The 12,645-nt window shown below is 72.1% G+C and carries 14 protein-coding genes and 1 pseudogene; 4 read left to right on the top strand and 11 right to left on the bottom strand.

The window, feature by feature from the left end:
* Positions 1-46: 46 nt before the first annotated feature.
* Entirely contained in the window at positions 47-421 is a 375-nt protein-coding gene (locus AC507J_RS11050) for a DUF2267 domain-containing protein (protein ID WP_496289014.1), read from the bottom strand.
* Positions 422-519: 98 nt separating this feature from the next.
* Here AC507J_RS11050 and AC507J_RS11045 point away from each other — a divergent pair, with 98 nt between their 5' ends.
* Entirely contained in the window at positions 520-1,134 is a 615-nt protein-coding gene (locus AC507J_RS11045; RefSeq protein ID WP_496289013.1) for a phosphatase PAP2 family protein, read from the top strand.
* Positions 1,135-1,146: 12 nt separating this feature from the next.
* Here AC507J_RS11045 and AC507J_RS11040 read toward each other — a convergent pair.
* The 8 genes and pseudogenes from AC507J_RS11040 to AC507J_RS11005 all read right to left on the bottom strand — a co-directional run.
* Positions 1,147-1,863 (bottom strand): annotated as a pseudogene (locus AC507J_RS11040) (winged helix-turn-helix domain-containing protein); the annotation flags it as partial.
* A gap of 23 nt (positions 1,864-1,886) precedes the next feature.
* Positions 1,887-2,750 (bottom strand): phosphate ABC transporter ATP-binding protein PstB, encoded by an 864-nt coding sequence (pstB, locus tag AC507J_RS11035; RefSeq protein WP_496289012.1) that lies wholly within the window; start codon positions 2,748-2,750, stop codon positions 1,887-1,889.
* 1 nt (position 2,751) lies between these two features.
* Positions 2,752-3,666 (bottom strand): phosphate ABC transporter permease PstA, encoded by a 915-nt coding sequence (pstA, locus tag AC507J_RS11030; RefSeq protein ID WP_496289011.1) that lies wholly within the window; start codon positions 3,664-3,666, stop codon positions 2,752-2,754.
* Positions 3,663-4,655 carry a phosphate ABC transporter permease subunit PstC gene (gene pstC, locus AC507J_RS11025; protein WP_496289010.1) on the bottom strand — a complete coding sequence of 331 codons (993 nt, stop codon included), beginning with the start codon at positions 4,653-4,655 and terminating at the stop codon, positions 3,663-3,665. The genes pstA and pstC overlap by 4 nt, the downstream gene beginning before the upstream one ends.
* An 86-nt stretch (positions 4,656-4,741) precedes the next feature.
* Positions 4,742-5,821, bottom strand: a complete 1,080-nt coding sequence (gene pstS, locus AC507J_RS11020; RefSeq protein ID WP_496289009.1) for a phosphate ABC transporter substrate-binding protein PstS — start codon at positions 5,819-5,821, stop codon at positions 4,742-4,744.
* A gap of 115 nt (positions 5,822-5,936) precedes the next feature.
* Complete coding sequence (phoU, locus tag AC507J_RS11015; RefSeq protein WP_496289008.1) at positions 5,937-6,581, bottom strand: phosphate signaling complex protein PhoU; 645 nt, start codon at positions 6,579-6,581, stop codon at positions 5,937-5,939.
* A 22-nt stretch (positions 6,582-6,603) separates the two neighbouring features.
* A complete protein-coding gene (locus AC507J_RS11010) occupies positions 6,604-7,941 on the bottom strand; it encodes an MGH1-like glycoside hydrolase domain-containing protein (protein WP_496289007.1) in 1,338 nt (445 codons plus the stop codon).
* Entirely contained in the window at positions 7,904-8,908 is a 1,005-nt protein-coding gene (locus AC507J_RS11005) for an NAD(P)-dependent oxidoreductase (protein ID WP_496289006.1), read from the bottom strand. The genes AC507J_RS11010 and AC507J_RS11005 overlap by 38 nt, the downstream gene beginning before the upstream one ends.
* 152 nt (positions 8,909-9,060) lie before the next feature.
* Here AC507J_RS11005 and AC507J_RS11000 point away from each other — a divergent pair, with 152 nt between their 5' ends.
* Positions 9,061-9,420: a winged helix-turn-helix transcriptional regulator gene (locus tag AC507J_RS11000; protein ID WP_496289005.1), complete on the top strand. Its 360-nt coding sequence runs from the start codon at positions 9,061-9,063 to the stop codon at positions 9,418-9,420.
* A gap of 15 nt (positions 9,421-9,435) precedes the next feature.
* Here the strand turns inward: AC507J_RS11000 and AC507J_RS10995 are convergent, their stop codons facing one another.
* Complete coding sequence (locus AC507J_RS10995) at positions 9,436-10,038, bottom strand: histidine phosphatase family protein (protein WP_496289004.1); 603 nt, start codon at positions 10,036-10,038, stop codon at positions 9,436-9,438.
* Positions 10,039-10,047: 9 nt separating this feature from the next.
* On the bottom strand, positions 10,048-10,695 hold the full coding sequence (locus AC507J_RS10990; protein ID WP_496289003.1) for a transcriptional regulator: 648 nt from the start codon (positions 10,693-10,695) through the stop codon (positions 10,048-10,050).
* A 78-nt stretch (positions 10,696-10,773) separates the two neighbouring features.
* Here AC507J_RS10990 and AC507J_RS10985 point away from each other — a divergent pair, with 78 nt between their 5' ends.
* Together AC507J_RS10985 and AC507J_RS10980 are read left to right on the top strand one after the other, a co-directional pair.
* The gene (locus AC507J_RS10985) at positions 10,774-11,997 is read left to right on the top strand and encodes a PEP/pyruvate-binding domain-containing protein (protein ID WP_496289002.1); all 1,224 of its coding nucleotides are present in this window, start codon (positions 10,774-10,776) and stop codon (positions 11,995-11,997) included.
* Between the two features lie 23 nt (positions 11,998-12,020).
* Positions 12,021-12,644 carry a class I SAM-dependent methyltransferase gene (locus tag AC507J_RS10980; RefSeq protein ID WP_496289001.1) on the top strand — a complete coding sequence of 208 codons (624 nt, stop codon included), beginning with the start codon at positions 12,021-12,023 and terminating at the stop codon, positions 12,642-12,644.
* Position 12,645 lies beyond the last annotated feature (1 nt).

Raw genomic sequence — 12,645 nt, 5'->3', positions numbered from 1 at the left:
CGCCAACCTCTCGTCCGGCAGGGGCAGGGACCTCCGCCCGGTCCGGCTACGGCCCGACCTCGTCCGGGCCGGTCAGTGGGTGGCTCGTGCCGTCGCCGGTGGCGGGTAGCCGGGCGAGCAGTTCCTGGAACTCGTCGACCGTGACCGCCTCGCGCAGCGTCGCGAAGACCGCTGCCGCGCCGGTCCCAGCGGTCCGCTCGTCGACTTCGGCCCGCTCGCCAACCCGACGCAGGAAGTCCTCGGGGGCATGCGGGGCCGACGTGCCGCCGAGTTCGGCGGGAAGGTAACCCGTCGGGTCGGTGCTCGGGCCGGTCGTCCGCTCCGCCATGGTCTGCAACACCGCCCGCACGACCGTCGCGGCCAGCTCGGGCGGCAGGCCCGAGCGGCGCGACACCGCGTCGACGAAAAGGGGAAACCGCACGCCGCCCTCCGTTCGTCAGCGCCGCGCTGGTTACCCCCGCCCGGAGCCGACAAACGGACCGGACCCACAGGCGCAACGCGGACCCGTACCGTGGGCCCGTGCCCACCGTTGTCGAGCGGAGTACCCGCTCCGCCGCCTACCGGCTGGCCCGGCTCACCACCGAGGTCTTCGCGCCCGCGGTCTTCGCCGCGGTACTGCCCATGGTGGTCGCCGTGCACAGCACCGCGCCGGCCGTCGCGGTCGGGCTCGGCTGGGGCGCCCTGGCCGTGCTGTTCTGCTCAGTCATCCCGTACGGGATCATCTGGCTGGGCGTACGACGTGGCCAGCTGACCGACCACCACATCGGGGTACGCACCCAGCGCCGCCGGCCGCTGCTGCACGGGCTGGTCTCGGTCCTCGCCGGGCTGGCGGTGCTGGTGGCACTCGGCGCGCCCCGCCCACTGGTGGCCCTGGTGGTGGCGATGTTCGCAATCGTGGCCGCCATCGGCGGGGTCAACCAGGTCTGGAAGTTGAGCGCCCACGCGGCGATCTGCGCCGCCTCGGTGGCCGCCCTGGGCTACCTCTTCGGCCCGGCGGTCACCCCGCTGCTGGCCCTGATCGGGCTGGTGGGTTGGTCACGGGTTCGGTTGGGCGCCCACACCGTGGGCCAGGTGGTCGCGGGTGCGATCCTCGGTCCGCTCGTCGGCGCCCCGATCTTCGTCCTGCTCGGCTGAGTTCGACGCGGCCGGCACGAACCGGTAACCCAGGCCGCGTACGGTAACGATCATCGGCGGCGCTCCGCCGTCCAGCGCGAGCCGTCGCCGCAGCCGCTTGATGTGCACGGTGAGGGTGTTCGACGCGTCGTCGGCGACCCCACCCCAGACGGCGGCCAGCAGCTGCTCCCGGGTGACCGTCCGCTCGGCGTGACTCATGAAGAAGTAGAGCAGCCGGAACTCCTTCATCGGCAGGGCCACCGGCCGCCCGCGCAGGTGCGCCTCGAACGTCGACGGGTCCACCCGCAGCCCGCCAAGTTCGATCGGCGGGTCGAGCGCGGCGGCGGTCTCCGGGCGGATCGCCCGCAGGATCGGCAGCACCTCCTCGGCCCGGTACGGTCGCCGTACGCCGGCCGTGGCACCCGCCTTGAGGCCGGCCGCGGCGGTCCCGCCGTCGTCGTCGCCGACCCCGACCACGGTCGGGATGCCGGCCCGACAGGCCAGCAGGCGCACCAGTTCGGCGCTGCTCATGCTGGTCAGCCCGGCGGCGACCACCGCCGCGTCCGGTTGCAGGGTGCCTGCGGCAAGCAGGGCCTCGGCCGCGTACGGGTAGTGGTGTCCGCGTACCCGGTGCTCGGCCAGCTCGGTGACCAGCGCGGCACCGACGGCCTCGTCGTCGTCCACCACGAGCAGCACGAAACGGCCGTCGGACCGACGATCACCCGGGGCGGCCCCGACGAGGTTGTTCATCGCGTACCGGCTCCGGTTCCGGCTCAGCCGAAGCGGCCGGTGATGTAGTCCTCCGTACGCTTGTCGGCGGGGTTGGTGAAGAGCTTGCCGGTCTGGCTGAACTCGACCAACCGGCCGTGCCGCACCTGCTGCTCGTCCACCTCGGCGGTGAAGAACGCGGTGTAGTGGCTGACCCGGGCGGCCTGCTGCATGTTGTGCGTGACGATCACGATCGTGTAGTCGTTCGTCAGCTCGAACATGAGGTCCTCGATCTTCGCCGTGGCGATCGGGTCGAGCGCCGAGCAGGGCTCGTCCATGAGGATGACCTCGGGCTTGACCGCGATCGTCCGGGCGATGCAGAGCCGCTGCTGCTGGCCGCCGGAGAGCGCCAGGGCGCTCTTGCGGAGCTTGTCCTTGACCTCGTCCCAGAGCGCGGCCTGGGTCAGCGCCTCCTCCACGTGGTCGTCGAGGCGGCCCTTGATGCCGTTGATCCGCAGCCCGTAGGCGACGTTGTCGAAGATGGACTTCGGGAACGGGTTCGGCTTCTGGAACACCATGCCGATGCGGCGACGGACCTGGATCGGGTCGACGTCCCGGGCGTAGAGGTCCTGGCCGTGGAAGAGGACCTCGCCGCTGACCCGGGCCCCCGGGATGGGGTCGTTCATCCGGTTCAACGCCCGCAGCACTGTGGACTTGCCGCAGCCGGAGGGCCCGATCATCGCGGTGACCTGGTTCTGCTGGATCGGCATGGTGGTGCCGCGGACCGCCTCGTAGCTGCCGTAGTAGACGCTTACGTCGTGCAGCTGCATCACCGGCGCGCCGGCGGTCTCGACGCCGGAGGCGGTGGTGCCGGCCGCGTGCACCGCGACGGACGGGCGGGTGGTCAGATCGGTGTCGTTGCTGGCCATGTCAGCGCTCCTTGATGGCGAACCGGCTCGAGATGAATCGGGCGATGATCGTGAAGCTGAGTACGATCACGATGAGCGTCAGGGCCGCGCCCCAGGCCCGATCCTGGGCGGCGGGGAACGAGGTACTGGCGTTGCGGAAGATCTGCGCCGGCAGCGCGGTGTTGGAGCCGGCGAAGAGGTTCCAGTTCGGCGCGAAGACGATGCCGGTGACGATGATGATCGGCGCGGTCTCGCCGGCCGCGCGGGCGACGGCCAGCAGCGAGCCGCTGGTGATGCCGGAGATGGCCGCCGGCAGCACCACGGTGAGCGTGGTCTTCCACTTGCGGGCGCCCAGCGCCATGCTCGCCTGGCGCAGCTCGTCCGGGACCAGCCGGAGCATCTCCTCACTGCTGCGGATCACCACCGGCAGCATCAGGCAGGCCAGCGCCAGCGCACCGGCGAAACCGGTCTGCTCGCCGACGAGCAGCACCCAGGAGATGTAGATGAACAGACCCATCACGATCGACGGCACGCCGGTCATCACGTCGGCCATCAGCCGGATGACCCGGGCCAGCGGTCGCTGCTTGCCGTACTCGTTGAGGTAGACCGCGCCGAAGACGCCGAGCGGGATGGCCATCAGCGCGGCCATCCCGGTGATGACCAGGGTGCCGACGATCGCCGGTGCCATGCCACCGCCCTCGCGGCGGTACGAGTTCGGGATGTCCTCGGTCAGGAAGGACAGGCTCAGCACCCCGCCGCCCTTGCCGATGACGGTGTACGTCACCAGGGCGAGCGGAACGACGGCGAGCAGCACGGCACCCCAGATGGCGGCCGTGGCCAGGTGGTTGGTGAAGCGGCGACGGCCGGAGAGGGCCGCCCGGGTCAGGTCGGGACGACCGGCGGCCGGGCGGGTGGCGGCTGGTGCGGCGACGGTCACGCGATGCTTCCCTTCATCCGGGCCTCGGCCCGACGGACGACCGTCTGGGCGAGCACGTTGATCAGCACCGTCATCGCGAAGAGCACGACGCCGAGACCGATCAGGGCCGCGGTGAAGGTGCCGGTGGACTCACCGAACTGCTGCACGATGACGGCGGCCATCGAGTTGCCGGGAGCGAAGAGGTTGCCGGTGATGTTGGTGGCACCGCCGATGACAAGCGCCACCGCGATGGTCTCCCCCATGGCCCGGCCGAGGCCGAGCATCACCGCGCCGACCACACCGCCGAAGCTGTGCGGGAACACCGCGCCCCGGATCATCTCCCAGCGGGTGGCACCGAGCGCGAGGGCGGCGTCCTTGTCGGCGCGCGGGACGGTGCTGAACACCTCGCGGGTGATCGAGGTGATGATCGGCGTGACCATGATCGCCAGGATGAGGCCGGCGGTCATGAAGTTGCGACCGCTGGTCACCGGACCGAAGAGGTTACCCAGCACCGGGATGCCGCCGAACATGTCGTGGAACCAGTTGTAGACCGGGACCATGGCGGGTGCGACGACCAGGATGCCCCAGAGCCCGAAGACCACCGAGGGCACGGCGGCGAGCAGGTCGATCACGGTCACCGCCGGACCGCGCAGCCGGCGCGGCGCCAGCTCGGTGAGGAACAGCGCGATGCCCACCGAGACCGGCACCGCGAAGAGCAGGGCGATCAGCGACGAGATCGCCGTGCCGTAGGCGAACGACAGCGCGCCGAAGATGGCGTCGCCGGTGGCCGGGTTCGGATCCCAGACCCGCTCGGTGAGGAAGCGCAGGCCCATCGCGTCGAACGCGGGCCACGCCTCCCGGACGGTGGTGATCAGGATCAGCCCGAGGATCGCCAGCACCAGCAGGCCGGTGCCGAGCGTCCACCAGGAGAAGACGCGGTCGCCGACGGCGCTGCCGTCGCGCTGGGTCAGCGTCGACCGGGAGGCGGGAGACTTGTTCGTCAAGGTCATCTTCACTCCAGCTCAGGGACCCCGCTAGGGACGGGATCGACGTGATCCCGTCCCCAGCCGGACCGCCCTAGCGATCTTGATCCTGATCAGCCCTGGATCTTGTCGATCTGGGCCAGCGCCTTCTCCTTGAGGGAGGCGGGCAGCGGCGCGAAGTCGATCTCCTTGGCCAGCTCCTGGCCGTCGTTGAGCAGGTAGGTGAGGAAGCCCTTGACCAGCTCCGCCTTGGCGGCGTCACCGTAGGAGGTCTGCACGATGATGAAGGTCGGCGCGGTGATCGGGTACGCGGTGGCACCGGCGGCGTTGAGCGGGTTGTAGCTCAGGTCGTCGGCGATCTCGGCACCCTCCAGGCCCGCGGTCGTGCCCTCCAGCGTGGGCTCGACGAACTGGCCGTCCTTGTTCTTGATGGCGGCGAACTTCAGGCCGGTGGCCTTGGCGTCGCTCAGGTCCACGTAACCCACGGCGCCGTTGGTCTGCTGCACGATCTGCGCCACGCCGGTGTTCTTCTCGCCGCCCTGGGTGCTCGCCGGCCAGGCCACGGTGTCACCGCTGCCGAGCTTCCAGGTCCCCCCGGCGGCCGCCTCCAGGTACTTGGTGAAGTTGCTGGTGGTGCCCGAGCCGTCCGAGCGGTGGGCCACCACGATCGGGGTGTTCGGCAGCTCGACGCCCGGGTTGTCCGCCTTGACGGCCGCGTCGTCCCAGGTCTTGATGTCGGTCTGGAAGATCTTGGCGAGCGTCTCCGGGCTGAGCTGGAGCTTGTCGACGCCCTGAAGGTTGTAGGAGACGGTGATCGGCGCCGCCACCGTCGGCACGTAGAGGAACGAGCCGGCGGCCACGCCGTCGGACTCCTTGACCAGGCTGTCGGTGCCGGCGAAGTCGACCAGGCCCTCACCGAACTGCTTCTTGCCGGTGCCCGAGCCGGTCGCGTTGTAGGTGACCGTCACGCCGGAGGCCTCGGCCTTGAAGGCTTCGATCACCTCTTGGTAGTACGCGTCCGGGAAGCTGGCGCCGGACGCCTTCAACTCGCCGGACAGGCTCGCGTAGGCGCTGTCGCCGCCGCTCGCGCCCGACGCTGCGCTGCTGTTGTCGTTGCTACCACAGCCGGTAAGCGCGAGCGCGGCAAGCGCGACGCCAGCGAGGACGCGCCGCGAAAGCACGTTGCGGTTCACCAGGTAAGCCTCTCTATCGGGGTGCATCAGCCCGTACGGGCCGTACGCGAGTCAAGCTAGGAGGCGCAGGTAGCCGGACTCCCGGCTCCAGGTGAACGAAAAATGAACTTGGCGGTCAGAGGCGGATCGTTCCGGTGACCAGGAACACCACCTGCCGCGCGACATTCACCGCGTGGTCGGCGTACCGCTCGTAGTAGCGGCCGACCAGGGCCAGGTCGATCGCCGACTCGACGCCGTACGGCCAGCCGGAGACGAGCAGCGACAGCAGGCGCTTCTCGGCGGCGTCCACCTCGTCGTCGTCGAGCCCGAGCTGGGTGGCGGCCAACTGGTCCCGGGTGGCCAGCACGACCGCGGTCTTCTCCGCCATCCGGGCCGCCGCCTCCGCCATGGTGGTCAGCACCGGCACCGCCGGCTCCGGGACCACGCCCACCGGATACCGCATCAGGACGACCTTCGCGATGTGCACCGCGAGGTCCCCCATCCGCTCCAGGGCGGCGGCGATACGCAGCGCGCACACCACCAGCCGCAGGTCGGAGGCGACCGGCTGGTGCCGGACCAGCACCTGCGGGATCAGCGCCTCCGCCTCGGCCCGGCACCGGTCCAGCGCGGCGTCGCCGGCCAACACCGCCTCGGCCGCGCCCCGGTCGACGTCGAACAGGGCCGTGCTGGCACCCCGGATCGCCGCCCCGGCGTCCCGGCTCATCGTGGCCAGCATCCCGGTCAGCCGGTCGAGCTGCTCGTCGTAGCTGTCCCGGGCCATCGCTCTCTCCCTCGCCTGCGGGTCACCCGCCGTCGGCCGCCAGCACGTCGAGCAGCAACGCGGCGGTCCAGCCGAAGGCCGGGGAGCCGAGGCCGGCGCCGGTCTCCGGATGGAAGTACTCGTGGCAGCCCGCCCGGGCCGCCAACTCGATCATCGAGGTCCGCAGGCCGGCCGCCAACTCCGGACGCCGGTGCCCGAGCAGACCGTGCCGCACCAGCCAGTTGATGTTCATCCAGCTCGGGCCGCGCCAGTAGCGCAGCGGCTCGAAGTCGGTGGCGGTGCGGTCGTGGCTGGGCAGCGGCCGGGTCATCCGGGCGGCGAGACCGAACCGGGCCGAACCCGCCTCGGCCAGGATCGCCTCGACCTGGCGCGCCGGCAGGTCGGGCAGGATCAACGGTGCCAGGCCGAGCACCGTACGGGCCGGCGTCCAGCGGCCGGTACGCAGGTCACGCGGGTGGAAGGTGCCGGTCGTCGGGTCGTACAGCCGGTCCACCAGGGCGGCGGTGATCCGGGCCGCCCGCTCCCGGTGCGGGCCGGGATCCGCGCCGATCTCACCGGCGATCCCGGCGAGCGCGTGCTCGGCGGCCCCCATCGCCGCGTTGAACAGCGGACACTCCACCAGGAAGGGGTGCCGGTCGGCCAGGCCGTCGTCGCGGTAGCCGGCCGTGCGGTATGCGGTGACGATCGCGACGTACCGGGCATAGTCCAGGTCCGTGGGCCGATGCGCGGCGGCGGCGTGGGCCAGGTCCCGCCGCCGGTACGCGCGCAGCGCCGCCACCTCGGCCGGTACGGCGGCCATCGGCTCGTCCCAGGCCGGGCTGTTGTCCAACCCGGACTCCCACGGATGCACGATGCTGGCCAGCCCGGCGCCGCCGACGTCGCGGCGGGTGGCGAGGTAGCGCTGCTGCGCCACCAGTCGCGGGTAGAGCCGCCCCAGCGCGGCGCGGCCCGACTCGGACGGTGCCCGGCGGTAGGCGTGCCACGCCGCCAGGGCGTGCACCGGCGGCTGGACCAGCCCCGAGGTGGCCACCCGGGGTGCCCCCGCGACCGTCGCCGAGGCCCAGAACCCCGGCCCCGGGAAGTACGCGTCAGCGGACACCGCCGGGTTGAACACGATGTGCGGCACCCGCCCGTCGGCCCACTGGGCGGCGAAGAGGCTGCTCAGCTCCCTCCAGACGCGATCGGGACGGACATGCGCCCAGCCGATCGCGATGAACGCCGAATCCCAGCTCCACTGGTGCGGGTAGAGGGTGCGCGACGGCACGGTGTGGTCGTGTTCCCAGTTGCCGTCGAGCGTGCGCACGGCCAACCGCCACAGCTCGTCATCGTCCGGTGTGGCCGGCACCATTCCGCTCACCATCAGTCAGATCACGGTAGCACCGCGCACCGCGCCCACCCGGACACGGTGCGCGCTGCGCCGCCTGGGCCTGGTCGCGTGAACTGGTCAGCTGGCGCCTTGATCGGACGCTCCTCAGTTCCTCGAAGATGCGGTCGGAACCCTGCTTGCCGTGCCCGGCGGTGATCTGCCGGCGGACCAGGTCGCGCATCGGGCGCAACACCTCGGCGGCCACTCCCTGGTCGAGGCTCGCCTGGGTGATCGTGTCGAGCGCGCTCCGGGTGAACTCCAGGCTCTGTTGGCCCTCGCCCGCGTAGTCGCGGGCGTCGATGACTGCGGCGGCGTGGGTCAGCGCCCCGGTCATGGCGGCGAGGAACGGCACGGCCCGGCCGGCGAACTCCGTGGCGGAGACGCCGTCCACACCGACCATCGCCGCGCCGTGGGTGAAGCCGGCGAACATCGTGTACATCCCGGAGAGCATCGCCAGGTCGTAGAGGGAGGCCAGGCCGGCGTCGGTGCCGAGGTGGCTGCTCTGCCCCCAGCGGTCGAGCAGTGGCCGGTACGTGTCGAAGGCGGTGGCCGAGCCACTGTAGAGAATCACCGATCCGGGGGCACCGATCATCGCCGGCACCGCCATGATCGCGCCGTCGAGGTAGTCGATGTCGTGCGCGGCCGCCCAGCCGGCGAGGTCGCGTGCCTGGTTCGGCGTCGTGGTGGTGAGGTTGACGAGGGTACGTCCGGTGAGTCGCGCGGCGACCGGGTCGAGTACGTCGTGCACCGACCGGTGGTCGAGCAGGCAGGCGACGATCACCCCGTCGCCGGCCACCGCCTCCTCGATGGTGCCGGCGACGGCGGCACCCCGTTCGCCAAGGTGTCGGGTCCGGTCCGCGCTGCGGTTCCAGACCGTGACGGCACTGCCGGCGTCGAGCGCGGCGGTCGCGAGCGCACCGCCCATCGCGCCCAGCCCAAGGAACGTGCTGCTGGTTAACAATTCTGTCCTCTGGTCGGTCGAATGCTTCGTTCACTGGCGCGCCGTGGGCAATGCTTCCGCCGACGCCTTCCTCCGGGCAAGTACCTACTTATTTGTTCAATACTCACCTCGTGGTAAGTATTGGAGCGACAGGCGACTTCGGGAGGATTCGGATGGCAGCGGGCGCGCGGCGTGGGCCGTACATCTGCGGCATCGACGCCGGCATGGACGTGGTGTCGGGCAAGTGGAAGTCGCTGATCCTGTGGGAGCTCGACAACTACGGCACCCGCCGCTTTGGCGAGCTACGGCGTGGCCTGCCCGGCGTCAGCGAGAAGATGCTTATCCAGCAGCTGCGCGAGATGGAGCAGGACGGGCTGGTCCACCGCGAGGTCTACCGCGAGGTCCCGCCCCGGGTCGAGTACTCCCTCACCGAGCACGGCACGTCGCTCAACGAGGCCCTCCGCGCGCTTGGCGAATGGGGCACGGCCCGCTGCGCACGGCTCGCCGCCGAGCAGTCACTCGTCTCCAGCTAGCTCGGCGCCCCGCGCTCAGGGGCGGGCGGCGGCCGGAAACCCGGTCCAGCGCAGGTCGGCCGGCAGGTGGCCCAGGTCGTTGAACATCATCAGGACAGGCGCTCGACCGGTACGGTATTCGATCATCGTCAGGCCGGTGTTGGCGCTGCCCAGGCTGAGCCACCGCGCGGGCGGGGCGGCCAGCGCGTCGCGGACAAGCCAGGCGATCTGGTACGCGTGCGTCACCAGCACCTCGTACGTGTCCGGCTGCCCCGGCTCGGGTGCCCGCGCGAACCTGGTCACAAGCGCCTCGGCGAGGCGGCGGCCCGACGCGGTCTCGGCCTCGTCGCAGCGATCGAAGAAACCGGCCCAGGATCGGGGCAGCTCGGCGGCGCTTGGCACGTACGGCACGTGGTCGACGAGTTCGGGGGCCTCGGCGGCGGGCACGTCGGGCAGCTGCCGGGCCAGTTCGCGGGCGCTCGCCGCGGCACGCGGCAGCGGCGAGTGCCAGACCGTGTCGATCGGCAGGTCGGCGAGTCGTTCGCCCAGCAGCCGCGCCTGCTGGTAGCCGACGTCGGTGAGTTCGCCGAACGCGTCCGCCGCACCGTGCCGGGCCAGATAGAGGTGTCGGGTCGCCACCCGGGCAACCTAGCGGGTCCCGTCGCGGGCGATGCCGAGGGTGGAGAGCAGATCCTCATGCAACTCCATCCAGACGGCGTGGCACGAGGCGACCTCGACGCCGGCCACCCACCGGGTCTCCCCCGCCCGCGCCCGGGCCAGGGCCGCGGCGAACCGCTCGTCGTAGCCGCCGAAGCGGGCCAGCACTGTGGACAGGCCGTCGACCAACGGCCGCAGCTCGGCGGCGAGGGTGGCGAGTTCGGCAAGCACCCGGGCGTCCCACTCCGGATCGGTGTGGTCGTTGGCGGCCAGCCGGTCGGCCGGGCTGGGCCGCAACTGCCAGTCGGTGCACGCCTTGACCAGGCGCCCGTTCAGCAACTCGAACCGTCGATGCGCCCGTTCGATGTCGGGCCGGACCCCGGTGCGGTCGAGTTCCTCGGCGAGACTGCGGGCGTCCTGGTCGCGGCCCCGCTCGGTGAGCGTCCAGCCGTTGGTGCCGGCGAACCCGACCCGGGTCACCCAGCCGTACGCCTCGTCGTCTTCCAGCAGCTCGGAGACGGTGGGCTGGTCGAGGCCGGTACGCCGGGCGACCGCCATGTCGTCGGCCATCCCGGCCACCCGAACGGCATGCAGGACGAGCAGACCCGGCGTCGAGGAGTGCGGCACGGCAGTGAGCATCCAGGCTCTTTCCTCGGCCGTCAACGCCGGCACGCCCGCCCGGTCGCGTAGGGTTCGCGATGCAGAGCACGGACCGTCGTGGGGCAGGAGAGCGTGGTGCTGATCGCCCTGGCCGACGCCGACGCCGCCACGTCGGGCGAAAAGGCCACCGTACTCGCCCGGCTGCTGCGGGCCGGGCTGCCGGTGCCGCCCGGATTCGTGGTGCCGAGCGCCGCGTACGAGCAGGCGGTCGCCGGGCTCGATCTCGCCGGGGTGGCCACCGCACGCCGGCTCGTCGAGCGGGTGCCGCTCTCCCCCGCGCTGACCGACGCGATCTCCGACGCACTGGTCCGGCTCGCCGGTCCGTCGACTGAGGCGTACGTCGCGGTGCGTTCCTCGGCGGCCGGCGAGGACACCGCCGAGGCTTCGGCGGCCGGACAGTACGACACCTTCCTGGGCGTCAGCGGGGCCGACCGGGTGGCCGAGGCGGTACGCGGGTGCTGGGCCTCACTCTGGTCCGCGCGGGCCGTCGAGTACCGGCGGCGGGCGGCGGGCGCGCCGCCCGCAGCTCCGACGACCGCCGTGCTGGTGCAGCGGCTGGTCGACGCCGACGTCGCCGGGGTGCTGTTCGCCGGCCCAGAGGTGCGGATCGAGGCGTCCTGGGGGTTGGGCGAGAGCGTGGTCGGCGGCCGGGTCACCCCGGACTCATGGGTGCTCTCCGGTGACACGGTGACTCACCGGTCGCTCGGCGGAAAGCAGCAGCGCATCGACCGCGCAGACACCGGGCTCGTCACCCGAGCCGTGCCGCCGGCCGACCGGGACCGCTTCTGCCTCACCGACGACGACCTGCACCGGCTCGCCCGGCTGGGCCAGCAGGCAGCGGAGCTGTTGGGCGGTCCGCAGGACGTGGAATGGGCGCTCGCCGACGGCCGGATCTGGCTGCTCCAGGCCCGGCCGATCACGGCCGCCGTGCCACCCTCCCCTGCGGGCGGCGGCACCGCGCTGACCGGTACGCCCGGCAGTTCGGGGGTCGCCGCCGGCCCCGCCCGCCTGGTCCGCGGCCCCGACGATTTCGCCCGGGTACGCCCCGGCGACGTGCTCGTCTGCCGCACCACCGACCCGGCGTGGACGCCGCTGTTCGGCGTCGTCGCGGCGGTGGTCACCGAGACCGGCGGCCTGCTCTCGCACGCCGCGATCGTGGCGCGGGAACAGGGCCTGCCAGCCGTGCTGGCGGTGACGGACGCGATGACCGCCCTGCCCGACGGCGCGACCGTCGAGGTGGACGGCAGCACCGGCCGGATCGTGCTTCCCACTGCGCGGTGATCAGGGCTGGATACGGTGGTCGAATGAGCGAACGCAGCGCCGGCACGGGCAGCCCGACCCGCTGGGTCACCGACACCGGCCCGGAACACTCCCAGTGGTACGTGGACCGCTTCCGCCAACTGGCCGCCGAGGGTGCCGACCTGGCCGGCGAGGCCCGGCTGCTGGACACGCTGGTACCGCCGGGAGCACGGATCCTCGACGCCGGCTGCGGCACCGGCCGGGTGGGTGCCGCACTGGCCGCCCGGGGGCACACGGTGCTCGGGGTGGACGCCGACCCGGTGCTCATCGAGGCGGCCCGCGCCGACCACCCGGGACCCCGCTGGCTGGTCGGCGACCTGGCGGAGTTGGATCTCGCGGCTGCCGGTGAGCCGGAGCCGTTCGACGCGGCGGTGCTGGCCGGCAACGTGATGACCTTCGTCGCCCCGGGCACCGAGGTGGCGGTGCTGCGCCGGGTCGCCGCGCACCTGCGCCCGGACGGGGTGCTCGCGGTCGGCTTCGGCACCGACCGGGGCTATCCGCTGGCCGACTTCGACGCCGACCTGGCCGCCGCCGGCCTGCGACTGGAACACCGCTTCGCCACCTGGGACCTGCGCCCCTGGCGCGACGACGCGGACTTCGCCGTCAGCGTCCTGCGCCGCCCCGCCTGAT

This window comes from Micromonospora sp. PRAS1, assembly GCF_059553435.1.
The sequence above is the reverse complement of the archived record's forward strand: the minus strand, read 5'-3'. Positions and strand labels throughout refer to the sequence as shown.

Excerpts from the sequence above, each read along its gene's own strand:
- AC507J_RS11010 (WP_496289007.1), bottom strand. The coding sequence starts at position 7,941 with ATGGTGAGCGGAATGGTGCCGGCCACACCGGACGATGACGAGCTGTGG.
- AC507J_RS11000 (WP_496289005.1), top strand. The coding sequence starts at position 9,061 with ATGGCAGCGGGCGCGCGGCGTGGGCCGTACATCTGCGGCATCGACGCC.
- pstC (WP_496289010.1), bottom strand. The coding sequence starts at position 4,655 with ATGACCTTGACGAACAAGTCTCCCGCCTCCCGGTCGACGCTGACCCAG.
- phoU (WP_496289008.1), bottom strand. The coding sequence starts at position 6,581 with ATGGCCCGGGACAGCTACGACGAGCAGCTCGACCGGCTGACCGGGATG.
- pstB (WP_496289012.1), bottom strand. The coding sequence starts at position 2,750 with ATGGCCAGCAACGACACCGATCTGACCACCCGCCCGTCCGTCGCGGTG.
- AC507J_RS10990 (WP_496289003.1), bottom strand. The coding sequence starts at position 10,695 with ATGCTCACTGCCGTGCCGCACTCCTCGACGCCGGGTCTGCTCGTCCTG.
- AC507J_RS10980 (WP_496289001.1), top strand. The coding sequence starts at position 12,021 with ATGAGCGAACGCAGCGCCGGCACGGGCAGCCCGACCCGCTGGGTCACC.